We start from the raw sequence: 23,100 nt of genomic DNA, 5'->3' as shown, positions 1-23,100 counted from the left end.
CTTTGGCCACATGCTTATAATTTCATAGCAACTTACCACCGTAACAGAAGCCTTTTTGCAGGTTTTTGCCGCTGTATGGGGTCATGATTTAATCGTTGCTCTGTGTTTGTTAGGGTTGCACTTCATCCTCGGGAGATTGTCTCTTTATTCCCTACTCCTCTTATGTGTTCTACTCAAAAAACTATGTGCTCGATGGAATGCGCTGCAAAATAGGTTAATGTGATGTTTCGAACACATAGAACACATGATTTCCGCTATTTTCACTCCCCTCATAAGTCCGAACAATACAGGTTTATCAACGCTTGATTCTGCTGTAATACGTCGTATTACTTACTTCAATGGAAATCATGTGACCGACAATTGGATGTATAGCGTTCATTATTAGCTATATAAGGAAGTTGACCTGTTTGTTATCCTATTAGAATATGAGTAAGGTGCAGTAAATGAGCGTTAAGTGAATTTTGGTCTATTTCTTTATCGCTCAATATCAGTAGTTTGCTATATTTTGTGGTATTATTAATACGCTGATTGTGTTATAATATCCATTAAATGAGCGCATAATATAATTTGACACATTCCCATAGCGCTCAATATTAGTGATTTGATATAATTAATGGCATGTTTTTTAGTCTCGCTGTTTTGTAATACTCAGTAAATGAGCGCAAATGGAGTTGCTGTATTCCTTATTGCGTTGAAAAAGTTGTATTTTCAGAGCAGAGTATTCTGTTATTTCTCATTAGGAGAAACGACTCGCGCCCTAGGTTATATTATGTCGGGGTGGCGGGATTCGAATCCACGGCCTCTACGTCCCGAACGTGGCGCGCTAACCGGACTGCGCTACACCCCGAATTGTTATCGGAATACAAGATTACAAAAATATGCAGTTGGGTATTCTGCCGTAATTCTTTTTTTTGTAACTTGTTGCTTTCCAAACTTGCGTGAGCCATGATTACCGAAGATCTGGTGAAATTCCTTTGGAAATATAGGCTTTTCACCTCCATTCCGCTCAAAACCATATCGGGGAAAATCGTCGAAATCGTTTCTCCCGGAGAGATCAATTCCGATGCCGGCCCGGATTTCTTCAATGCCAAAATCAAGCTCGATGGCGTGCTATGGGCTGGGAATGTGGAGATCCACACCGATTCGTCCTATTGGGAACGACATGGGCACCATACCGATAGGGCATACAACAACGTAATCCTGCACGTGGTTACCGAGTATAAGCGTAACGTTTATACTCTCGAAGGCAGGGAGTTGGAAACCCTTGTTGTGGAGGTGGACGATTACCTGATGCAGCGTTTCTGGCAGCTGCAATACTCCGACTCGAAAATACCTTGCGCCCCATTTATCAACGATGTGAGCATCCTCTCAATAAAGAGTTGGCTCGACGCCCTTGCCGCAGAGCGCTTGGAAACGCGCATCAATGCTGTTAACCTGCTGGTGGAGCAGCTGCATGGCGACTGGGAGGAGACCCTCTACCGCTATCTTGCCCGGAGTTTGGGCACTTCGCTCAATTCCCTTCCTTTCGAGATGCTTGCAAAGGCAGCCCCGTTGGCACTTATTCGCCGCCATTGCACCACCCTTACCCAAGCGGAGGCGCTCCTGTTTGGACAGGCTGGCTTGCTGGCCGAGGACGATGGTGACAGCTATTTCCTCCGGATTAAAAAGGAGTATGCCTATTTGAGCCATAAGTTAGGCCTAAAGCCTATGGATGGAGCTGTATGGAAGTTTGCCCGAACAAGGCCTCCCAACTTTCCAACCGTGCGCATTGCACAGCTGGCAGCGCTGTCGTTCTTTGAATTCCCGCTACTTGCTCGGTTGGGTAATATCAACCATGTAGAGCAGCTGCCGAAGATTCTTACCACCGCCCCTTCATCATACTGGCGCGCCCATTACACGTTTAATCATCCCTCGCCGCAGCGAAAGGTTGGGCTAGGGAAGGAGGTGGTTCTTTTGGTTATTCTGAACGCTTTTATTCCCGTGCTGTATGCCTTTAATAAGAGCATGGGCAATGAGGTTGGTCAGCAACTATGTCTCACTGCGCTCGAGAAGCTCGATCCCGAAAACAATGCTATTATCAAGCAGTGGAAAAGTTTGGGAATTCCAGCCACCAACGCCCTCGATTCACAGGCGTTACTGCAACTTTACAAGGGCTATTGCGTACCAAAAAAATGTCTCTACTGTAGGATCGGAGCAACGCTGCTCACAAAAAAAGCGTAACTTAGAGCATTGATTTCATCCTAGTAGATTGGGACAGAATCGGTTCTTTCGGTAGAACCCAAAAAAACAGAAAATTGGCAAGAATCCTGATTGTTGGCAGTAATAGTTTTGTAGGCCAAAAAATAGCTTATATGCTTCATGGAAAGGGTGAAAAGGATGTTTTTCTCTGCTCCTCGAGCGAAAATAGGTTGAACCATTTGGCCTATCCTTTTTCTAATGTAGATATCACCAAACGGGAGGAGTTACGCCGGCTTTTCTTGAAGGTAAGACCTGATATAGTATTCAATACAGCAGCCATTGCCAGTCCCGATGTGTGCGTCATGAACAAGGAGTTGGCTTTGCTGGTAAATGTTGACGGAGCACGAAATATCGCGGAGCTATCCACCCTTTACGGGGCTCATTTGGTTCACTTCTCTACCGATTTTGTGTTTAATGGATGCAAGCCATATCTCACCGAGGAGGATGCTCCCGATCCTGTAAACTACTACGGCTTTACTAAGTGGGAGAGCGAAAAGGTGGTGAATGCCTATGCCGACTCCTATGCCATTGTGCGCACCGTTTCGGTATACGGCTTTCTGGCTACCCTTACCCGTTCCAATTTTATTTTGCGGGTAAAGGCTGCGCTGGAGGCGGGGAAGGAGTATCGTGTCCCCAACGACCAGTTTCGAACCCCCACTTTGGTAGAGGATTTGGCCAACATATCCATAAAGATTGGCATTGAAGGTCATTCGGGTCTTTTTCATATTGCCGGCCAAGAAGGACTTACCAACTATGAATTCGCTATTCAGGCAGCTAGCGTGTTTTGTCTTGATCCTCAATTGATTATTCCGGTATCTTCTTTCGAAATGGATGAAAAAGCAGTTCGACCACTGAATACTGGATTTGATATATCTAAGGCGCGAACTATTCTAGGTTATAGCCCAACAACATTATTAGATGGGCTTATGTTGGTTAAGAGTCAGATCGATAAGCATATAATATGCTAGAGTCCTTTAATCTGCTAGAATTTTTTTTGGGTGAAGATGTTGGAAATAAAAAAAAACTTCTACCTTTGCCGAACTTTAAGCGGGAAATTTAATTGTTGAAAAGTTATGAATTATCTTACAGCTGAACAGAAGCAAGACATTTTCAAGACTTACGGGACTTCGATCACTGATACAGGTTCTTCAGAAAGCCAGATTGCTCTCTTCTCTAGCAGGATTAGCCACCTTACTGAGCACCTAAAAGTACATCGTAAGGACTATGGCACTCAGCGTTCTTTGTTGAAATTAGTTAGCAAGCGCCGTAGGCACTTGAACTATCTCATGGACACTGATATTGAGAGATATCGTGCGATTGTAAAAACATTGAATCTGCGTAAATAAAAACGAAATGGGCAATTCTTGTAATTGCCTATTTTTGCGAATTTCCATGCCGTTAGCATGGAAATATCGTTTTTTATAGACAATCGAACTTTCACCAGTATTTTGTGTAAGATGTATAAAGCCTTTAAAAAAATAATCGACCTAGGTGATGGTAGAACCATTGAGATAGAAACCGGAAAACTTGCCAAGCAAGCCGATGGTTCCGTTGTGGTTAAGATGGGTAACACCATGCTTCTCGCTGCTGTTACTGCTGCCAAAGATGCAAAGCCCGATGTGGATTTTATGCCGCTTTCGGTTGAGTATAAAGAAAAGTATGCTTCTACCGGTAGGTTTCCTGGTGGCTTTCTCAAACGTGAAGGTCGTCCATCCGATTCCGAAATTCTAGTTTGCCGACTGATCGATAGAGCGCTTCGTCCGCTATTCCCCGACGATTACCATGCTGAGGTTTTTGTAACCGTTCAGCTCATCTCTGCCGATAGAGATATTCTTCCTGAACCATTAGCTGGCCTTGCTGCCTCTGCAGCACTTGCCGTTTCCGATATTCCTTTCCACGGACCAATCTCCGAAGTTCGAATTGGACGTGTGGATGGTAAATTCATCGTGAATCCTACTGCTACTCAAAACAAGCTTTCGGATATCGACCTTACTGTTGCTGCTACCATGGACAATATTCTTATGGTAGAGGGCGAGATGAAGGAGGTTTCGGAGGATGATATGCTCGAGGCTATCAAGATTGCTCACGAAGCTATTAAGATTCACTGTCAAGCTCAAATCGAACTCACCGAATTAGTTGGTAAGCAAGTTAAGCGCACATACTCGCACGAAGTGAACGATGAGCCACTCAAGGTTGCTATTCACAAGTTCTGTTACGATAAGATATACGCTATTTGTAAAGGTAGTTCTGCTAAGCACGAACGTTCCGATGCATTCGGTTTGGTTAAGGAAGAGTATATTCTTACCCTGTCCGAAGAGGAGCGCACTGCAAAGAAATCGCTTATCGATCGTTACTACCACCAGGTAGAAAAGGACGCGATGCGTAATATGATTCTAGACGACAAAATCCGTCTCGATGGCCGCAAGACCGATCAAATTCGCCCAATCTGGAGCGAGGTTGATTACCTTCCTGCCGCTCACGGTTCTGCTATCTTTACTCGTGGCGAAACACAATCGTTGACAACGGTAACACTTGGAACCAAACTCGACGAAAAGGTTATTGATGAGGTATTAAATAAAGGAACAGAGAAATTTGTTCTACACTATAACTTTCCTCCTTTCTCCACTGGCGATGCTAAGGCATCACGTGGTCTTAGCCGGAGAGAAATCGGACACGGAAACCTTGCTTTCCGTGCTCTCAAGAATATGATTCCTCAAGGTGTCGATAATCCATATGCCATCCGCATTGTTTCCGACATCCTTGAATCGAACGGCTCTTCGTCGATGGCTACGGTATGCGCCGGAACATTGGCTCTTATGGATGCTGGTGTGAAAATCAAGAAACCGGTTTCTGGAATCGCGATGGGACTCATTTCTGATACTGCAACAGGTCGTTGGGCGGTTCTTTCCGATATTCTCGGAGACGAAGATCACCTTGGCGATATGGACTTTAAGGTTACCGGAACCAAGGATGGTATCACAGCCACCCAAATGGATATAAAGGTTGACGGACTTTCCTACGAGGTTATGGCAAAGGCATTGGCGCAAGCTAAGGAAGGCCGGATGCACATCCTCGGGAAAATCATGGAAACCATGGACAAGCCAAGAGAAGAGTATAAGCCTCATGTTCCAAGAATCGAGGTTATCTCTATTCCGAAGGAGATGATTGGACCACTCATTGGCCCTGGTGGAAAGGTAATTCAAGAGATTCAAAGGGAAACTGCAACAGTTATCACCATTGAAGAAATTGAAGGTCGTGGTAAGGTATCTGTATTTGGTGAAAACAAGGAGGCTCTAGCCGCTGCAATGCGCTGGATTAAGGGTATCGTTGCTGTTCCTGAAGTAGGCGAAATCTACAAGGGTAAGGTGAAATCAATTCTAGCTTTTGGTGCTTTTGTTGAAATTATGCCCGGTAAGGATGGTTTGCTCCACATCTCCGAAATTGATCACAAGAAGGTGAATGCAGTTGAGGATGTTCTCAAGGAAGGTCAAGAGATTGAAGTGAAACTTATTGAAGTCGATCCTAAAACAGGAAAGTTGAGACTATCAAGAAAAGCACTCCTTCCAAAACCTGAGGCTCCTGCAAAACCAGCAGAATAACTGCCGAGAAATGATGCAGAGAAAGAATTAATTTCGATATAGTTTTAAAGAAAAGGAGGTTTTTACCTCCTTTTTTTTTATGTTAGGCTCTTAAATGAGAATGAAAGCTAAAAAACCAAAACATATTTGTATTTTTGTGTAGCATAACATAAACAATCCGCATATGAAAAGAGTTTCGCTGATAGTAGCGGCGCTAATGCTGGTTTTCACTTCCTGCAATTTTAATAGCGTGAAGTATCCTGAAACGAAGAAGGTTGACCAAGTAGATAACTATTTTGGTGTGAAGGTCAGTGACCCTTACCGATGGCTCGAAGATGATCGTTCGGCCGAGGTCGAAGAGTGGGTTAAGGCCGAAAACGCAGTTACGAACGATTATCTGGCTAAAATCCCTTTCCGCGAATCGCTAAAAGCAAACCTGACTAAGGTGTGGAACTTTGCCAAGATGGATGTTCCCTCGCGTCGTGGCAATCGACTATTCTATAGTCGTAATAGCGGCTTGGAAAACCAAAGCATATTGTATATGCAGGATGGTGATGTGGGCACTCCCAAAGTGCTGCTTGACCCAAATAAGCTTTCCGAGGATGGAACTATATCTCTCGATGAATACAGTATTTCTAAGGATGGTAAGTATTTAGCCTATGCCATTGCTGATGGCGGTTCGGACTGGAGAACCATCTATGTGAAAAATATAGCGACCGGCGAACTCCTCATGGATGAGATTAAATGGGTGAAGTTTTCGGCCATTTCTTGGTTTAAGAATGGCTTCTATTACAGCCGTTACGATGGTCCACTTTCGGGCAGCCAACTTACCAACATAAACGAGAACCACAAGGTTTACTACCATAAGGTTGGAACAAGTCAGGCTCTGGATGAGATCGTTTATCAAGACCCATCGAATCCTAAACGCAACTTTACCACACAGGTAACCGACGACGAGAAGTATTTAATTCTCTACCTCTCGGAATCGAGCAGTGGGAATAGTTTAATGATAAAAAACCTGCAGCGTAACGAAGATTTTGTTCAACTTACCATCGGGTTTGAGTTTGAATACCGTGTTATTGACCATTTGGATGATAACCTTATTGTACTTACCAATTTTAAGGCACCTAAGTACAGGTTAGTTGGTATTAATGTTAGGGCTGTGGATGTTGGGAACTGGAGGGAAATTATTGCTGAAAAACGTGATGTTCTAGAGAATGTGACATACTCCGATAACAAGTTAATCTGTAACTACATTCAAGACGCACATAGTATTATTGGGTTGTATAGCCTCAAGGGCGAAATGATTAGCGAGATAAAACTCCCAACTTTTGGAACAGTTTCCGGTTTCAACGCCGAGAGAAACGATACCATAGGCTACTATGCTTTTACCTCCTTTAACTATCCTTCCACAATTTTCAAATATAACCTCAGGAAGGGCATTGCAACTGAAATATTCCGCCCCGATGTTAAAACTGATCTTACTCAATTTGAGGTTGAACAGATATTTTACCCCAGCAAGGACGGTACAAAGATTCCTATGTTCCTGGTTCACAAAAAGGGGATCAAACTCGATGGAAATAACCCCACCTTGCTATATGGTTATGGCGGGTTTAATATAAGCCTGACCCCTTCGTTTTCGGTAAGTCGAATTGCTTGGCTTGAAAATGGTGGCATATACGTTGTTGCCAATATACGTGGCGGTGGCGAGTATGGAGAGAACTGGCATAAGGCAGGAACAAAACTGAATAAACAGAATGTATTCGACGATTTTATTGCTGCTGCCGAATTTCTTATTGAGAAAAAGTATACCAATCCGCAACGACTCGCCATTATGGGTGGAAGTAACGGAGGTTTGCTTGTGGGTGCGGTAATCAATCAACGCCCCGACCTATTTAAAGTAGCCATTCCTGAAGTGGGTGTTATGGATATGCTTCGCTTCCAAAAGTTCACCATTGGATGGGCATGGACTGGCGACTTTGGCTCGAGTGATGATTCCTTACAATTTGAGAATCTTTACCGCTATTCGCCTCTGCACAACATTCGGGACGATGTAAAATATCCTGCGGTGCTTGTTACTACTGCCGACCATGACGATCGCGTGGTACCCGCTCATTCCTTCAAGTATATTGCTACACTACAAGATAAGCAAAGTGGTAGCAGCAACCCTGCACTTATTCGTATACAAACCCGAGCTGGTCACGGTGGAGGAAAACCAACCTCTTTTGTTATTGAGGAGATGGCAGATATCTACTCGTTCATTTTTTATAACATGGATATAACGCCGAAGCAGTAAAAGACTCACCATTTTAATTACTTTAGGGGTTGGATTTTCCAACCCCTATTTTTTTATGGATCAATTGAATTATATTGTAGTTGAGGGCAATATAGGTGCAGGAAAAACTACACTGGCCACTATGCTTGCTCAAAATATTGAGGCTCGCCTATTTCTTGAACAGTTTGCCGACAATCCGTTTCTGCCAAAATTCTATGAGGATCAGGAGCGATACTCTTTTCCTTTGGAACTATCATTCCTTGCAGAACGCTACAATCAACTAAACAAGGAGTTGCGTCACCAAGATTTGTTCCATAACGTAACCATTTCCGACTATTTCTTTATGAAGTGCGTTATCTTTGCTAAGACCACCTTGGCTGATGATGAGTTTAAACTTTTCTCTCAAATATTCGAAATAATATATAAAACCCTCCCAAAACCCGATTTGTATGTATATTTACACTTGCCGGTAGAAAATTTGCTCAAAAACATTGCCCGGCGCGGACGCGATTTTGAGCAGACGATAAAGGGGGAGTATCTTGAAAAAATTCAAGAGGGATACTTTAGTTTCTTTAGACAACACCCTGACTACAAGTTTCTTGTAATTGAATCTCAAAATGTTGATTTTGTTGCAAATCCTGAACATTTTGAACTATTGAGGCATATTATCTTCGACAAAAAATATTCTATAGGAATAAATAGGGTATTGTTATAGTTTTTTTTTGTATTTTTGATCACTAGCAAAGTGTTATTAGTGTATAACGCACAAACCAATCAAAAAAAAATAGAGTATGAAAAAAATCTGGTTAAATCTTGTTGTGATCAGCTTTAGTGCAATCGCGCTTAGCAGCTGCTCCAGCCCAGAAAAGATGAAGGAGCTTGAAGCTCAAATGTCGATGAAGGCTACACCTGAAGTTCTGGTTGCTAAAGCCGATACTATTGAGGCTACTATCACCGTTACCTTTCCTGCAAAGTATTTCCACAAGAAAGCAACCGTTGAATTTACCCCTGTCTTGAAGTATGATGGTGGTGAGTTTGTTTGCGAGTCTAAGATGCTTCAAGGGGAGTCTGTAAAGGGTGGCACTAACACTGTAATTCGTTTCGAAGCAGGTGGAAGCTATACCCAAACCGTTAAGATCCCTTTCAAAATGGAGATGCGTTCAGCTACTCTTGAAATGAGGAAAAAACTTATTGTTGGCGACAAGAACATTTCTTGGGGTGACAACAAGATTGCTGATGGCGTTATCGCAACCTACAAGTTGGTTGTAGTTGATCCTAAGGTGATCAAGATGGTTCAAGACAGTTACGTCATGAACACTTCCGATCAAAAGATGGCTGAAATTCTTTTCGAAATGAGCAAAGATGTTGTTCGTGCAAAAGAATTGAAGAAAGACGAAATCAAGACAATACAAGACTATATTGCTGCTTCCCTAAAGGATAGCACCAAGAAGGTTAAGCAAATTGGTATTTCTGCTTACGCTTCTCCTGATGGCCCTCTTGATATGAATGAGAAACTTTCTAAAGGACGTGGAGCTTCTTCACAGAAGTTCATGAAAGAATTCTTTAAGAAATCAAAAATCAAGGGTGTTGATAGCATCGTTAATGTTCAAACTACCTCTGAGGATTGGGATGGATTTAAATCTCTAATGGAGAAATCTTCTATTCAAGATAAGGAATTGGTATTAAGAGTTCTTACCATGTATAGCGATCCTATCGTTCGTGAGAAAGAAATCAAGAACATTTCGAAGACCTATACTCAAATTGCTGAAACCGTTCTTCCTTTACTTCGCCGTGCTAAATTTGCTGCTGAAGTAAGCACCGAAGGTCGTAACGATGCAGATTTTAAAGCTTTAGCTGCTGCTAACACTTTGGATTCGCTCAGCCTAGAGGAACTTCACTATGCTGCTAAGGTTGTAGACAATAAGGATCAACAAATTGCTATCTACAAGAAGGCTGCTGAAAAGTTCCCTACAGATATTCGCGCTTTCAATAATCTTGGTGTTGTTGCTTTCAACAATGGCAATATGGCTGAAGCTAAATCTCAATTCGAAAAGGGATTGGCAATTAACAAGGACAACTCTGTTGTGAAAAACAATATGGGCGCTGTTCTTCTTATCGAAGGCAACGTAAACGAAGCTGAAAAACTCTTCGTTGAAGCAGTAGATGCTGGTAAGGAAGTTCGTTACAACCTCGGAATCATCAGCATTATGAAGGGCAAGTATGAGCCAGCAACCGATTATTTCGGTGGTTCTGAATCCTTCAACCAAGGACTAGGTCTTTACCTTGTTAACAAGGGTGAGGAAGCTAAGAAAATCTTGGATAAGGTTGACACTGGAAAGGCTTTTTACCTAAAGGCAGTTATTGCTGCTCGTCAAGGTGTAGAAGTTGAAGTTCTTAACAATCTTCGCACCGCTGTTGGTAAGGATGCTTCTCTTAAGGCTTATGCAATGAAGGATATGGAATTTAGTAGTTTCCTTCAAAACGAAGCTTTCAAGGCTTTAGTTCAATAATCGTTTTGATATGATATAGAAAAGGGAACCCTCGGGTTCCCTTTTTTTATGGAGTTATTCAGCTCCGATTCTTAATCAGTAAAGATGAAAATCATATTGGTGAAGTAGTTTCTACCTTTTCGCTGCCATGAAACTTACTCCATCATTCTGCTGTAAAAGTGCCAAATCACAATTCCTGCGCTCACGGAGATGTTTAGAGAATGCTTGGTTCCCTGCTGTGGTATCTCAAGGCAAAAATCGCATTGGTCAATAGCTTCCTGCATTACGCCCTTTACCTCGTTTCCGAGTATAAGAGCATACTTTTTACCCTTATCAGGGATGAACTCCCCAAGCATAATGCTTTTCTCTACTTGCTCAATCCCAACAATGGTCCAACCCTCCTCGCTAAGTCTTGAAATGGCATCCATTGGACTTGTACAGTATTCCCATTCGACCGAATCTTCGGCTCCTAGGGCTGTTTTGTGAATCTCTGGGTGGGGCGGAGGCGTGGAAATTCCACAGAGGAAAACCTTTTCAACCAGAAAAGCATCGGAGGTCCGGAATACAGAGCCAATATTATTTAGGCTTCGTATATTGTCTAATATAATGACTAAACCAATTTTTTCCGTCTTTTTGAACTCTTCTAGACTTGGTCTGTTTAACTCTTTGATTGTAAGTTTACGCATTTTATTTCTCATGTTGAACAGCAAAGGTAGCTTACACCCCTCAATATTCAGTATCTTAAGAGTCAATATTTACTTTGTAAACGGTTAAACTATGAACATTCACGAGTACCAAGCAAAGGACATACTAAAAAGGTATGGTGTACCCATTCCGGAGGAACGGCATGTTACAAAAGCCACAATGGCCGAGAAGGCTGCAGAGGAGATTCGAGCGGTCACCGGTACCAACAAGTGGGTTGTAAAGGCTCAGATTCATGCTGGAGGAAGAGGTAAGGGTGGAGGCGTTAAGTTGGCGTCGTCTCTGATGGAGGTTACGGAATTTGCCAATGACATAATTGGTATGACTCTAGTTACCCCACAAACAGGACCGGTAGGAAAATTGGTTAGGAGTGTGCTGGTTGGACAGAACGTTTACTATCCTGGTGATTCGGCAGTGCAGGAGTTTTACATGAGTTTGTTGCTTGATAGGGTTTCGGGTCGTTATGTATTAGTTTATTCGCCACAAGGCGGAATGGATATTGAGGCCGTTGCCGAAAATACCCCTGAGGATATATTTAAAGAGATAATTCATCCCTTAGGTTTACAGCCGTTTCAGGCCCGTAAAATTGCCTTTAACCTTGGACTTGAAGGGAAGGCCTTCCAGAACATGGTTCGCTTTGTCGATTCGCTGGCCAAAGCATTTCTGAGTATGGATGCATCGCTACTCGAAATTAATCCGGTAGTAAAGACTTCCGACGATCTTATCTTGGCTGTTGATGCAAAGGTGAGTTTAGATGAAAACGCCCTATTTCGCCACTTTGAATACAATGACTTGCGCGATAAGGACGAGGAAGATCCCACGGAAGTGGAAGCAAGTGAATACAACCTTAACTTCGTAAAACTCGACGGCAATGTTGGCTGTATGGTCAATGGCGCTGGTCTTGCGATGGCAACAATGGATATTATTAAGTTGGCTGGCGGAAATCCCGCTAACTTCCTCGATGTAGGCGGTGGAGCTAACGCGCGGACGGTGGAGGCCGGTTTCCGGATTATTCTAAAAGATCCTCATGTGAAAGCGATTCTGATAAACATATTTGGTGGGATTGTAAGATGCGACAGGGTGGCTCAGGGCGTAGTGGATGCTTACAAAGCCATCGGAAATATTCGAGTCCCTGTAATTGTAAGACTTCAAGGAACCAATGCAGAGGAGGGGAAGGCTTTAATTGATAAATCGGGGTTAAAGGTTCATTCTGCAATAACGCTCAAGGAGGCTTCCGACTTGGTAAAATCGGTAGTATAAAGCCCGCTACACAAACAGAAAAAGCTCGCTAAGCGAGCTTTTTCTATTTCCAGACTTCCCTTTAATGATTATTTTTTTTCTGTTTTACACGTAGAAACCCCGATAAGTCCATATAACCCACAGGAACCTGTAAAGGCTGTAGCCAAAGGAATGATTCCTACAAGTCCCCACCAATTCTGGTAGTAAACTCCTGCGGCAAGAATTGCAACACCAATCACAATACGAACTACTTTGTCGATCATTCCAACGTTCTTTTTCATACACCAGTTGTATTAGTTTTACCTTAAAACAGTTTGGCAAATGAAAAGTTCATGTGCTTGATGTTTTGTCGATGTAACTGTTTGGCTTACAGAAATATTGCATCAATATCCTCAACTTGCAACTACCATATTACTGGTTTCCTTCTAACCGGCATGGTCATGCAGCGTGCCCCTCCACCGCCTCGCGGTAATTCAGATCCATCAATAGTAATGACATAACGCTCATAATCGGTTAAGCTGATCCTGTCGGTGAGCACATCCTTGGCCCTGATAATTTCAAAGCCATTCTTGTTCATCTCCTCCATGGTGTAGATATTCCGAGCATAACCGATTACCTTGCCCGGGGCAATGGCAAAAAAGTTTGCTCCGCTATGCCACTGTTCCCGCTCTTGAGTCCATTGATCTTTTTTGCCGCCACAGTATACCGGCTTTAGGTCCATACCAAGATCCTTCAGTGCTACTACAAGATTTTCAACATTTTTTATGTTTAAAACCTTACCATTCTCGATGGTGATTTGTACCGTTTGGTATTTGTTGGGTTGTAGAATTAGTGGCTCAAATACCATGCACTTATCCACGTCGAGAAAGGTAAATACCATGTCGAGGTGAATGAACGACTCGGGTGACTCCGGTAGTTCTTGAACTAGGATATAGCGCTTTTTTTGATCCTTCTGGGACAGAAGATGATCCAATATGAAGTCGATACCCTGCGATGAAGTTCTCGTGCCGTTTCCGATAAGCAGGATATCTTCCCGGGCAATGAGTACATCACCACCTTCAATAAAGATAGGCTTGCTATCTTCCACTTTGAGGGGATCGATGGTGTGGGCGTTAAAGTTTCCCGAGAGATTAAAGATGGCCTGCATTATGAGTGCCTCGCGCTGCCTAACCTGGTTCGCCATTTTTGAGATCAAGACCTCATTTAATAGTGAAATTGAGGCGTCGCGGGTAAAGTAGAAGTTATAAAGGGGGCTCGATGAAAAGCGCTCCTTCGATAGGAACTTCGTTAAGTTATTTCGTTTTAGGATAACGCCCTCAATTAGTTGACGAGCCAGTTCTTTAGGAGTAAGATCCAGTAATTCATCCTTTATGGAGTATGTGTTTTCTAGGTGGCATATTTGATCAATTACCAACTCCTTCGACTTTTCGTTGACGAGCACGTTGGTGAGTAAATCCGCTATTTGATAGGTTTTGCAAACCTTCGAAAGAACACCCGAAAGTTGAGCGTATTCTTTGCGGGCAACTGCTAGGTTAAGAATGTCGCTATAAAGAGCGCGTTGGGCATTCTTTGGGGTCATATTCTCTACCTCGGCTCCAGGAGTATGAAGGATTACTCCTTCGAGTTGGCCTATTTCGGAGCATACGTTAATGTCGACCCTGCTGTCCATAGTGGTATTTTGTTAGGTTAGGTTTTGATTGGCAAATTTATAACAATGAGTTGATTAAGAAAAACTAATTTGCATAGCCTTTCTCTGTTTAATAGCATTAAGGCGAAATACTCTTAAACGGTTCTGTTTTTCTAGCTAAAACACAAAGAGGAAGGGGTTTCTCCCTTCCTCTTTTATAATTATGAATCGAATATCTACTTATAACTATCCAGTGGAGCACAAGTGCAAATCAAGTTCCGGTCACCATATCCATTGTCGACACGGGCAACTGCTGGCCAAAACTTATTTTCGGCAATCCATGCTAGTGGGTAAGCAGCTTTAGTTCTACTGTAAGGGTGCTTCCACTCATCGGCGGTTATTTCTAGCGCAGTATGTGGTGCATTCTTAAGCACGTTGTCTTCTTTGTCTGCCTTGCCTGATTTAATTTCCTCAAGTTCACCTTTGATAGCAATCATGGTTTCGATAAACCTATCGAGTTCTTGAAGCGATTCGCTCTCGGTTGGCTCAATCATTAGTGTATCATGAACTGGGAAGGAGAGGGTAGGTGCATGGAAACCATAATCCATAAGACGTTTAGATATATCGGTTGCATCAGCATCATACTCTTTCTTGAAGTTTTGAGCATCGAGAATCATTTCGTGTCCTACACGGCCCATTTCTCCCTTGTAGAGAATGGTATAGTGTCCTTGCAAGCGGGCTGCAAGGTAGTTTGCGTTTACAATAGCCATTTCGGTGGCTTTGCGAAGACCGTCGGCGCCAAGCATCTTAATGTAGCCGTAGGTGATTGGGAGCACGCTTGCGCTGCCAAACGGAGCGGCACTCACAGCCATAATACCATTTTCACCGCCAGTTTTAACTAGGGAGTGAGAGGGCAGGAATTCTGCAAGGTGTTTGGCTACCGCAATTGGGCCAACGCCGGGACCGCCACCTCCGTGAGGAATAGCAAAGGTCTTGTGAAGGTTTAGATGGCAAACGTCTGCGCCGATAAAGCCGGGGTTGGTAATACCTACCTGTGCATTCATGTTTGCACCGTCCATGTATACTAATCCGCCATTTTTATGAACAATATCCATCATCTCCTTTATTCGGCCTTCGAAAATACCGTGGGTGGATGGGTAGGTCACCATAAAGCAGGCAAGGTCGTTTTTATGTTCTTCCGCTTTTTGACGGAGGTCCTCTACATCAATATTTCCTTTACTATCGCAAGCCACAAGTACAATATCCATTCCGGCCATCGCTGCGCTGGCAGGATTGGTTCCGTGTGCCGAGGTTGGGATAATGGCTACGTTGCGGTGTCCTTCACTGCGATGGATATGGTATTGACGAATAACCATGAGTCCTGCATATTCGCCTGCTGCACCGGAGTTAGGTTGAAGCGAAACGGCGTGGAAACCAGTGATAATAGCTAAGTCTTGCTCTAGTTCCTTAATCAGTTCAAGGTAACCTTCGGCCTGATTGGATGGAACAAATGGATGTATTGCACCAAATTCCGACCAACTTAAGGGAAGCATCTCCACTGCTGCATTCAACTTCATGGTGCAAGAGCCAAGTGAAATCATGCTATGAGTAAGGGAGATGTCTTTTCTTTCGAGTTTCTTGATGTAGCGCATCATTTCGGTCTCGGAGTGGTAGTGGTTAAACACCTTTTCCGATAGGAAGCTGGAGGTTCTTGCGAACTTGGGTTCGAACACAACTTTAGTTTCTACCTTGGTTGCCTTTTCTGCACTCTTTTTAGCCGCCTTTGCAAAAATTTCAGCAATGGAGTTAATCTCTTCGAGGGTTACAACCTCGTCGAAACTCATCTGCACTTTATCATCGGCCTTGTAAAAGAAGTTAATCTCCTTTTCGAGGGCAATCTTCCGAATGTCTTCTGCTTTAATGCCTACTGGAAGTGTGATCTCAATGGTATCGAAGAAGTTCTTTGTTGTAATCTTAAAGCCTAACTTCTCTAGTTTATCCGCAGCAAGAGCTGCATGATTGTGAGTATGATTGGCAATACGCTTAATGCCTTCCTGACCGTGGTATACGGCATACATGCCTGCCATTGTTGCTAGTAAGGCTTGAGCTGTACAGATGTTGGATGTTGCTTTTTCGCGTTTGATATGCTGTTCGCGGGTTTGAAGGGCCATCCGAAGTGCCTTGTTGCCTGCACTATCAATGGATACTCCAATAATACGTCCTGGCATTTGACGTTTGTAGGCGTCTCTTGTAGCAAGGTATCCGGCGTGAGGACCACCAAATCCCATAGGAACGCCAAATCGTTGGGTCGATCCCACTGCAATATCAGCACCCCATTCGGCAGGAGCTTTTATAATGGCTAAGCTAAGAATGTCGGCAATAGCAGTAACCAGAATTTCCTGTTTGTGTGCATCTTCGGTAAACTGGGTATAGTCGATAATTTCGCCGTTGGCGGCAGGGTATTGAACAATGGCACCAAATACGCTCGATCCAAGTTCTGCTTCGCTATATTTCCCAAGTTGAACTTCGATACCGGCAGGTTCTGCTCTGGTTAGGATAACGTCGAGTGTTTGAGGGAAAATATTCTCATCCACAAACAGGGTGTTTTTCCCTTCCTTAACGGCAGCCCTCGAACGCAGCCCATGCATCATGAGCATGGCCTCTGCGGCGGCAGTTGCTTCGTCCAGTAGAGAGCAGTTGGCAATTTCCATGCCTGTTAAATCCATAACCATGGTTTGGAAGTTAATGAGCGCCTCCAAACGGCCTTGTGAGATCTCAGCTTGGTATGGGGTGTAGGATGTATACCAGCTAGGGTTCTCAAATATATTCCTTAAAATTACAGCCGGGGTAGCCGTGCCATAATAGCCCATACCAATAAACGAACGGAAAATCTTGTTCTTGGCTGCAATGGCTTTAATCTTCTTATAAAACTCATATTCGGATATGCCCTCCGAAATTGCAATTGGTTTTGGCAACCGTATTGGTTTTGGAACGGTTTGGTCAATTAGCTCCTCAATGGAGGATACGCCAATTTGCTTTAGCATATAAGCGATTTCACTTTCGCGAGGTCCGTTATGGCGGGAAACAAAACTATCTGTAGCCATTGGTTTAGTTTATTGAGCGTTAATGGATGAGGTTTATTTTATTGGGTAAAATTAGCAAGAAGAAACTTGATTGCATACGATTGTGATCATGAAAAATCATGTTCTTGAGTATGTTTTGAATACTACAACTTATCCTCGAGGAAGGGGTTGCCAAGTGCTTCTGTTCCAATAGATGTTCGTGGACCATGACCCGAGAGTACTAGAAACTCATCGCCAAGTGGCATCAGCTTTGACTTGATGCTGTTTATTAGTTGATCGTAATCGCCTCCAAGCAAATCGGTTCGGCCAATACTACCAGCAAACAAAACATCGCCTGTAAGAACAATCTTCTCCTCTTTGCAGACAAATGCAAGGCTGCCGGCGCTATGGCCAGGAACATATAGCGCTAGAATTTCGCTTTTTCCAAGGTTAATGACTTGGCCATCCTCAATAAACGTATCGATTGGAGGAGGAGTATCTACTGTAAATCCATACATGTATCCGTGCTCAACGGCCAATTGCAATAGTTCAACCTCATTCTTGTGGGCCATCAGTTTAAGGTTATACTTCCCTTTAATAAATGCATTTCCAAGAACGTGATCTACATGGCAATGCGTATTCAGAAGTAAGGTTGGCTTTAGTTCGTTGGATTCGATAAATGCTACTAATTCGTCGCGTTCCTCTTGGGTGTAGCAGCCCGGATCTACAATTGCACACTCCTTTGTGTCGGGATACAATAAGTAGGTATTCTGTTGAAAGGGATTGAAAATGAATCGGTGTATGTGTATCATAGCTGTAATTAATTATCCGTCGGTTCCTTTTAGCAAAGGAACAAATATGAATGTTCCATGTTCAGTAGTCTCAATTTTTCCATTGTTCTTTACTATCAGCGTCATGGTTTGCACTTGGTTGTCTCCTACTGGAATCACCATTCGTCCACCTTCAGCTAGCTGATCAATCAGGTCGCTTGGGATGCATGGGGCGCCTGCTGTAACCAGTATTCTTTGAAACGGACCATAGGCGGACTTGCCTTTGTATCCATCGCCGAAGAAAAAGTGCGGCTTGTATCCCATTTGGCCTAGCAACTGCTGCGACTTTGTAAAGAGTTCGCGCTGCCGCTCAATAGTGAAAACTTTCGCACCCAACTCGCAGAGAATTGCGGTTTGGTAGCCCGATCCTGTCCCGACTTCCAAAACTTTTGCGTGCCTATTTACTTGAAGCAGTTCTGTTTGAAAGGCCACGGTATAGGGTTGCGATATTGTTTGACTTGCTCCAATTGGGAACGCTTGATCGCGATAGGCAAATTCAAGAAAACTACTCTCCATAAAGTAGTGTCGAGGTACCGTGTTTATTGCAGTAAGAACTGCTTCGTCGTAAATGCCTTTTTTGCGGAGTTCCTCCATCAACTTTTGACGTAGCCCCTTATGTCGATATGTGTCGGAAAGTTTTTGGTTTGTCATTTCTCTGTTTCTCTGAGCAAAGATAAGAACCATTCTTCAGATTATTATCACTACCGATGGGCTGTTCGAGTTATTAACACCCAAAGGTTGATAAGTAATAGTGACGAAATGACTAGGATCAGTTGTGAATGGTTAAGTTTGTGCAAGATAGAATAGCAAATGATAACTCTTTTTGTAATCGGGGACAGGAATAACGTAGAATGGGTAAAGGCGTATGCTGCTCAATCTGGTTTCGATTGCTTTTTCATTGCTTCCATCGCGGACTTGCCCTCCACTTATGTTTCGCAAGGTGCCGTATTTATTGACACGATACAGGAAACTTCCTTCGTCGATTTAAGCAATCTTGTAAGGCGTGGTTTTCATCTCTATTTGAACTCTCCATTTGATTTGAGCCAATCGGAGTTAAGCCACCTCTCATTACTGGCTGAGGAGGCAGGGGTATTTGTGATACCTCGATTGCCAATGGAATTAAAGCTGCCATCTGAGATTGGGTGTTCTCCTCTGGTAGGAAATATCTTTCTCGAAATCGCAGATATTCCAGACGGAGACGCTTGGCGAAATTACTGTTTGGAGGTAATATCTTGTGCGTTAAGCGCAGTGCCTTTTTCGGTAAAACGTGTTCGATATGTTTCGAGTGGACACCAGTCAAACTCATCTGTTTTCATGGGTTTTCACTTAGAGTTTGAGAATACTTCCCTAATCTCCATCAGCATCGGCACTAATACTAGTCGGAATTCTTTGGACTTTCAGTTTATTGGTAGTTTCGGTTCCTATAAATTTGGGTCAACTGAACAAAGTTTTGTAGTTAAAAACACTCAGTCGAGGGAACAACAACTTTCTCATCTCGTTGATCTTTGCAGTGCACCGACCCGAAGATATTCTGTAGTGGAGTTAGATACAATCTCACAAGTTATCCGCATTTATTCTGAAATGAAGGTTCATTTAGCACTTGCCTAAACCTTAAATTGTTACTTTTGCATTCCCAATAAGATATTTGTTTGGGCATCACAACAAATTCAGATTTTTGTGATTCTCTTCAAATTTCTTTTGCTCTTGTGGAGAAAACGGCGCATTAGGGCCTAATTCTATTTGCCTGTTTTGGTTAAGCCGGTTGTATCCTTACTTTAAATGCCCTTGTAGTGAAACGAACGCTTCTCCTCTTTAACTATCTTCTCTTTGATTGTTTATCGGCAATTGGTGCGTGGTGTACATTTTATTTTGTTAGGGTTAGTCACCTTAGAGGTGAGCACCTTTCGTTTATAGAAATATGTAACTCCAACTTTTTATACAGCCTAGCGTTTGTAACCATTTTCTGGATACTTCTATACATTCTTACCGGGTTTTACACAGATGTATTTCGACGATCGCGCATTAACGATTTTTTCCAAACGGTTGGTCAGGTCATTTTAGGATCGATTATTCTATTCTTTATTTTAATCCTTGGGGACTTTGTCGGTAGCGCTCGCGAATTCTACCTTACTTTTGGTATGCTGTTGGGGATCCAGTTTGCTTTCACCTATACTCCTCGGTTAATCATAAACTCATTTGTGATATATCAAATTAGGAATAAACGTCTGGGTTTTAAAACTATTATTGTAGGTGATGGATCCGAAGCAGAGGCTCTTTACCATGAGATTGAGGGGTTTGAAATTCCTCAGGGACAATTATTTATAGGCTATGTTGCTATAACGGCGAAAGAGAGTAAGTTGTCAGATTTTCTGCCTTGTTTGGGAACGCTCAATGAGCTATCTGATGTGATTGATCGCTCTGGTGTTGATGAGGTAATTATTGCCCTTTCGCATAAGGAGACACAGCGAATCCAACGGGCCATAAACGACCTTTACGGGAAGCGGGTGGAGGTAAAGGTAATCCCAAGCCTCTACGATTTTTTGACGGGAAAAGTGAAGATGAGTTCTATTATGGGTACTCCTCTCATTCTCGTAAACCACCGTCTTATGCCCGCATGGCAGGAGATGTTCAAGTTTATCCTCGATTTTGTAGTTTCTTTTTTAGCCATTTTTGCTCTACTTCCCTTCGGATTAATTGTTTCCACTATTATAAAACTTACTTCAAGAGGACCCGTGTTTTTTACTCAGGAACGTATTGGTCGTTACGGAAAACCATTTGTGCTGATTAAGTTTCGGAGTATGTGCTTGGATTCTGAGAAGCACGGCCCCGCTTTGAGTAGTAAAAGCGATGCTCGCGTAACTCCGTTTGGCAGGTTTATGCGGAAAACCCGAATCGATGAACTGCCCAACTTTATAAATGTGCTGAAAGGTGATATGTCTCTTGTGGGGCCGAGACCCGAACGACAGTTTTACATTGATCAGATAGTAAAAATAGCCCCACACTATTTACATCTGCAAAAGGTTAAGCCGGGAATAACCTCCTGGGGGCAGGTTAAGTATGGTTATGCCGAGAGTGTGGACCAGATGGTAGAACGGTTAAAATACGATTTGTTATACCTCGAGAATATGTCGCTGCTGGTCGACCTTCGAATAATCATATACACGTTAATTACCGTTTTTCGGGGACGGGGAATATAGTTACCCCAAGGGAATTACTTCGATTGGTTGGTATATTGGCCCTTTCCTGTCGAAATTGATTGGGAGTCTATCGACTGCGCAGGGTTTTTCAATTTTTTTTTCAAATTGTGAAATCAAATTACTAGCCAACTGGTCGATGTGTTAGTTCTGTGGTTCCACCCATTTTACGCTACTCGGGCTGAATCGCCTCTTACATAGAAGTAAAAGTTTTTCTAACTCCTTAGTCGGTTCTATCTTTACCGCAGCAAAGGTTCGTAACATATTGTTTCGTTAATTGAAAAGGAGATTGTCGGAGCGATGTAGCTAGAGTTGACCGCTCTCCATCAGTAGGATTAGTTTGTCAATGGTTTTGTCCTCACCTTCTTTGTCGAATTTTGTTTTTAGGTTCGAACCAACCACTCTAGCCATGGTTTGCCAAAAGAAGGCGCTGAATGGACCTTTTAGTTCTCTAACCAAATCGTAAGATGTCTCTCCTGTTTGCCGGTCGATAAGTTTAACCAATAGTTTTCCTTGCGAAATAGTGAGTCTGCGAAGTGGCCCCTCGAATTCGGTCTTCATTTCGGCTTCTACCTTCTTTATGTATGCCTTCTTCTCCCGATCCGTTTTAATTCGCGTAAACTCTTGGTTCATATCGTAAAGTTTTTGCCTTGCAATTTGGGCATAGGGATATACCTTCTTTATGTTATACACTAACTTTTGGTAGCGGCGATAGTCTGCTTGATTCTTGAATTTTGCAGGTGGGAATATGTAAATCTCTTTTAATGGGATATAGGGAAGCGTTTCGCCATCAACTACCATTGTAGGCACCATATAGCCCAAAATGGTATCGTTGTTTGTTTGGCAAAACGTATCACTTTGCCAAAGTAGGCAAAGTATAGCAATGCTTAATATTTTCAAATAATTTTTCACGCTACTATATTTCGTATTACTTAATGGTGCATATATTGAAACGAGTTTTGATTCGAAAAGTTATTCGAATTCAACTACAAATTTAGCATAGAAGGTGAACCTTTGTTCACAAATGCCGTTTTCATTTTAAACTTTTTATGAAACGGGCAGATGCAGTGCACTTCAACAAAGAGGTATTACATTTAGATTGTTTTCGGTAAGGATTCTATCTCTAGTAGTTCAAACTTTATATCTTTACGCAAAAGGAATTTATGGATAAAAACAACAGGAAATATAGCAATAAGGAGATTACCTTATATTGGCAGCCTTCGGAGTGCATTCATGCTTCCACTTGCTACACGCAACTTATTTCCGTTTTCAACCCAAGGAATCGTCCGTGGGTAGATATGGATGGGGCCTCTACCGAGCGTATTATTCACATTATAAACGAGTGTCCTACACGTGCCCTTACATTTAAGTGGAACGATGAGGCGAAGAATGAAAACGAATCGTCCGAAAAGTTGGTAAGCGAGGCGGAGGAAGATGCCGTTCCTGAATTTAAGCAGAACGAACCGATAAAAATACAGGTCATGAAGAATGGACCACTGGTAATTTCTGGTCATTTTAAAGTATATGGTTCAAAGGGGGTGGAACTTAAAAGTATGCAAATGATCTCAATTTGTAGGTGTGGTCAGTCGGCAAATCCTCCTTTTTGTGATGGAACCCATTTTAAATTAGGTTTTATTGGATAGTCTTATGGAAGAGAAGAAAGGTAAAGATATTTCGGCCGAGATTAAAGTACCTGGTCACGGGCCCATTAAGGTTTACGGAAATTTTGAAGTTTTTTGTGACGGGAAGAAACTTGCCATCGATGGCGATTCGGTTGAATTTTGTGGCTGCGGTCAATCGAAGGATATGCCATTTTGCGACGGCACACACAAGAGAGTAACGAGGGAATAGTTGCAGTGAATTGTG

Annotated in this window: 19 protein-coding genes and 1 tRNA gene; 12 read left to right on the top strand and 8 right to left on the bottom strand. The window is 42.8% G+C overall.

Annotated elements, in window-relative coordinates; translation table 11 throughout:
* Positions 1 to 772: 772 nt before the first annotated feature.
* Positions 773 to 847 (bottom strand) — tRNA-Pro (locus tag BLS65_RS07150).
* Positions 848 to 945: 98 nt separating this feature from the next.
* Between BLS65_RS07150 and BLS65_RS07145 the strand changes: the two genes are divergently transcribed.
* The 7 genes from BLS65_RS07145 (at position 946) to BLS65_RS07115 (ending at position 10,601) form a co-directional block, all read left to right on the top strand.
* A complete protein-coding gene (locus BLS65_RS07145) occupies positions 946 to 2,220 on the top strand; it encodes a DUF2851 family protein (protein ID WP_092437402.1) in 1,275 nt (424 codons plus the stop codon).
* A 74-nt stretch (positions 2,221 to 2,294) separates the two neighbouring features.
* Positions 2,295 to 3,206 (top strand): SDR family oxidoreductase, encoded by a 912-nt coding sequence (locus BLS65_RS07140; protein WP_170830029.1) that lies wholly within the window; start codon positions 2,295 to 2,297, stop codon positions 3,204 to 3,206.
* A gap of 105 nt (positions 3,207 to 3,311) precedes the next feature.
* Complete coding sequence (rpsO, locus tag BLS65_RS07135) at positions 3,312 to 3,584, top strand: 30S ribosomal protein S15 (protein WP_092437398.1); 273 nt, start codon at positions 3,312 to 3,314, stop codon at positions 3,582 to 3,584.
* 111 nt (positions 3,585 to 3,695) lie between these two features.
* Positions 3,696 to 5,837, top strand: a complete 2,142-nt coding sequence (locus BLS65_RS07130; protein ID WP_170830028.1) for a polyribonucleotide nucleotidyltransferase — start codon at positions 3,696 to 3,698, stop codon at positions 5,835 to 5,837.
* Between the two features lie 163 nt (positions 5,838 to 6,000).
* Positions 6,001 to 8,112 carry a prolyl oligopeptidase family serine peptidase gene (locus BLS65_RS07125; protein ID WP_092437394.1) on the top strand — a complete coding sequence of 704 codons (2,112 nt, stop codon included), beginning with the start codon at positions 6,001 to 6,003 and terminating at the stop codon, positions 8,110 to 8,112.
* Between the two features lie 55 nt (positions 8,113 to 8,167).
* Positions 8,168 to 8,806, top strand: a complete 639-nt coding sequence (locus tag BLS65_RS07120; protein ID WP_092437392.1) for a deoxynucleoside kinase — start codon at positions 8,168 to 8,170, stop codon at positions 8,804 to 8,806.
* Positions 8,807 to 8,882: 76 nt separating this feature from the next.
* Complete coding sequence (locus BLS65_RS07115; protein WP_092437389.1) at positions 8,883 to 10,601, top strand: tetratricopeptide repeat protein; 1,719 nt, start codon at positions 8,883 to 8,885, stop codon at positions 10,599 to 10,601.
* A 134-nt stretch (positions 10,602 to 10,735) separates the two neighbouring features.
* Here the strand turns inward: BLS65_RS07115 and BLS65_RS07110 are convergent, their stop codons facing one another.
* Positions 10,736 to 11,266: an RNA methyltransferase gene (locus BLS65_RS07110; RefSeq protein WP_170830027.1), complete on the bottom strand. Its 531-nt coding sequence runs from the start codon at positions 11,264 to 11,266 to the stop codon at positions 10,736 to 10,738.
* A gap of 91 nt (positions 11,267 to 11,357) precedes the next feature.
* Here BLS65_RS07110 and sucC point away from each other — a divergent pair, with 91 nt between their 5' ends.
* Positions 11,358 to 12,542, top strand: coding sequence for an ADP-forming succinate--CoA ligase subunit beta (gene sucC, locus BLS65_RS07105; protein WP_092437385.1), 1,185 nt, complete (start codon positions 11,358 to 11,360; stop codon positions 12,540 to 12,542).
* Between the two features lie 68 nt (positions 12,543 to 12,610).
* Here sucC and BLS65_RS07100 read toward each other — a convergent pair whose 3' ends face one another.
* The 5 genes from BLS65_RS07100 to BLS65_RS07080 form a co-directional block, all read right to left on the bottom strand.
* Positions 12,611 to 12,802, bottom strand: a complete 192-nt coding sequence (locus tag BLS65_RS07100) for a YgaP family membrane protein (RefSeq protein WP_092437383.1) — start codon at positions 12,800 to 12,802, stop codon at positions 12,611 to 12,613.
* A 122-nt stretch (positions 12,803 to 12,924) separates the two neighbouring features.
* Positions 12,925 to 14,190, bottom strand: a complete 1,266-nt coding sequence (locus BLS65_RS07095) for an arginine deiminase (protein ID WP_092437381.1) — start codon at positions 14,188 to 14,190, stop codon at positions 12,925 to 12,927.
* 194 nt (positions 14,191 to 14,384) lie between these two features.
* Positions 14,385 to 17,252 (bottom strand): aminomethyl-transferring glycine dehydrogenase, encoded by a 2,868-nt coding sequence (gcvP, locus tag BLS65_RS07090; RefSeq protein ID WP_092437379.1) that lies wholly within the window; start codon positions 17,250 to 17,252, stop codon positions 14,385 to 14,387.
* Between the two features lie 122 nt (positions 17,253 to 17,374).
* Positions 17,375 to 18,022, bottom strand: a complete 648-nt coding sequence (locus BLS65_RS07085; protein WP_092437377.1) for an MBL fold metallo-hydrolase — start codon at positions 18,020 to 18,022, stop codon at positions 17,375 to 17,377.
* 12 nt (positions 18,023 to 18,034) lie between these two features.
* A complete protein-coding gene (locus BLS65_RS07080) occupies positions 18,035 to 18,724 on the bottom strand; it encodes a protein-L-isoaspartate(D-aspartate) O-methyltransferase (protein ID WP_244500672.1) in 690 nt (229 codons plus the stop codon).
* Positions 18,725 to 18,850: 126 nt separating this feature from the next.
* On the opposite strand from BLS65_RS07080, the gene BLS65_RS07075 reads away from it, so the two are divergent.
* Positions 18,851 to 19,648, top strand: a complete 798-nt coding sequence (locus BLS65_RS07075) for a hypothetical protein (RefSeq protein ID WP_092437373.1) — start codon at positions 18,851 to 18,853, stop codon at positions 19,646 to 19,648.
* 182 nt (positions 19,649 to 19,830) lie between these two features.
* Positions 19,831 to 21,237, top strand: coding sequence for a sugar transferase (locus BLS65_RS07070; protein WP_170830026.1), 1,407 nt, complete (start codon positions 19,831 to 19,833; stop codon positions 21,235 to 21,237).
* Positions 21,238 to 21,540: 303 nt separating this feature from the next.
* Here BLS65_RS07070 and BLS65_RS07065 read toward each other — a convergent pair whose 3' ends face one another.
* The gene (locus BLS65_RS07065; protein ID WP_139180952.1) at positions 21,541 to 22,146 is read right to left on the bottom strand and encodes a DUF4294 domain-containing protein; all 606 of its coding nucleotides are present in this window, start codon (positions 22,144 to 22,146) and stop codon (positions 21,541 to 21,543) included.
* 251 nt (positions 22,147 to 22,397) lie between these two features.
* Between BLS65_RS07065 and BLS65_RS07060 the strand changes: the two genes are divergently transcribed.
* The gene (locus BLS65_RS07060; protein ID WP_092437368.1) at positions 22,398 to 22,877 is read left to right on the top strand and encodes a (4Fe-4S)-binding protein; all 480 of its coding nucleotides are present in this window, start codon (positions 22,398 to 22,400) and stop codon (positions 22,875 to 22,877) included.
* A 4-nt stretch (positions 22,878 to 22,881) separates the two neighbouring features.
* Positions 22,882 to 23,085 (top strand): CDGSH iron-sulfur domain-containing protein, encoded by a 204-nt coding sequence (locus BLS65_RS07055; protein ID WP_092437366.1) that lies wholly within the window; start codon positions 22,882 to 22,884, stop codon positions 23,083 to 23,085.
* Positions 23,086 to 23,100: the final 15 nt, after the last annotated feature.

Source organism: Williamwhitmania taraxaci, assembly GCF_900096565.1.
In the GTDB taxonomy this organism is placed as follows: Bacteria; Bacteroidota; Bacteroidia; order Bacteroidales; family Williamwhitmaniaceae; genus Williamwhitmania; species Williamwhitmania taraxaci.
Note: the sequence above shows the minus strand (reverse complement) of the source record. Positions and strands in the feature narration are given on the sequence as shown.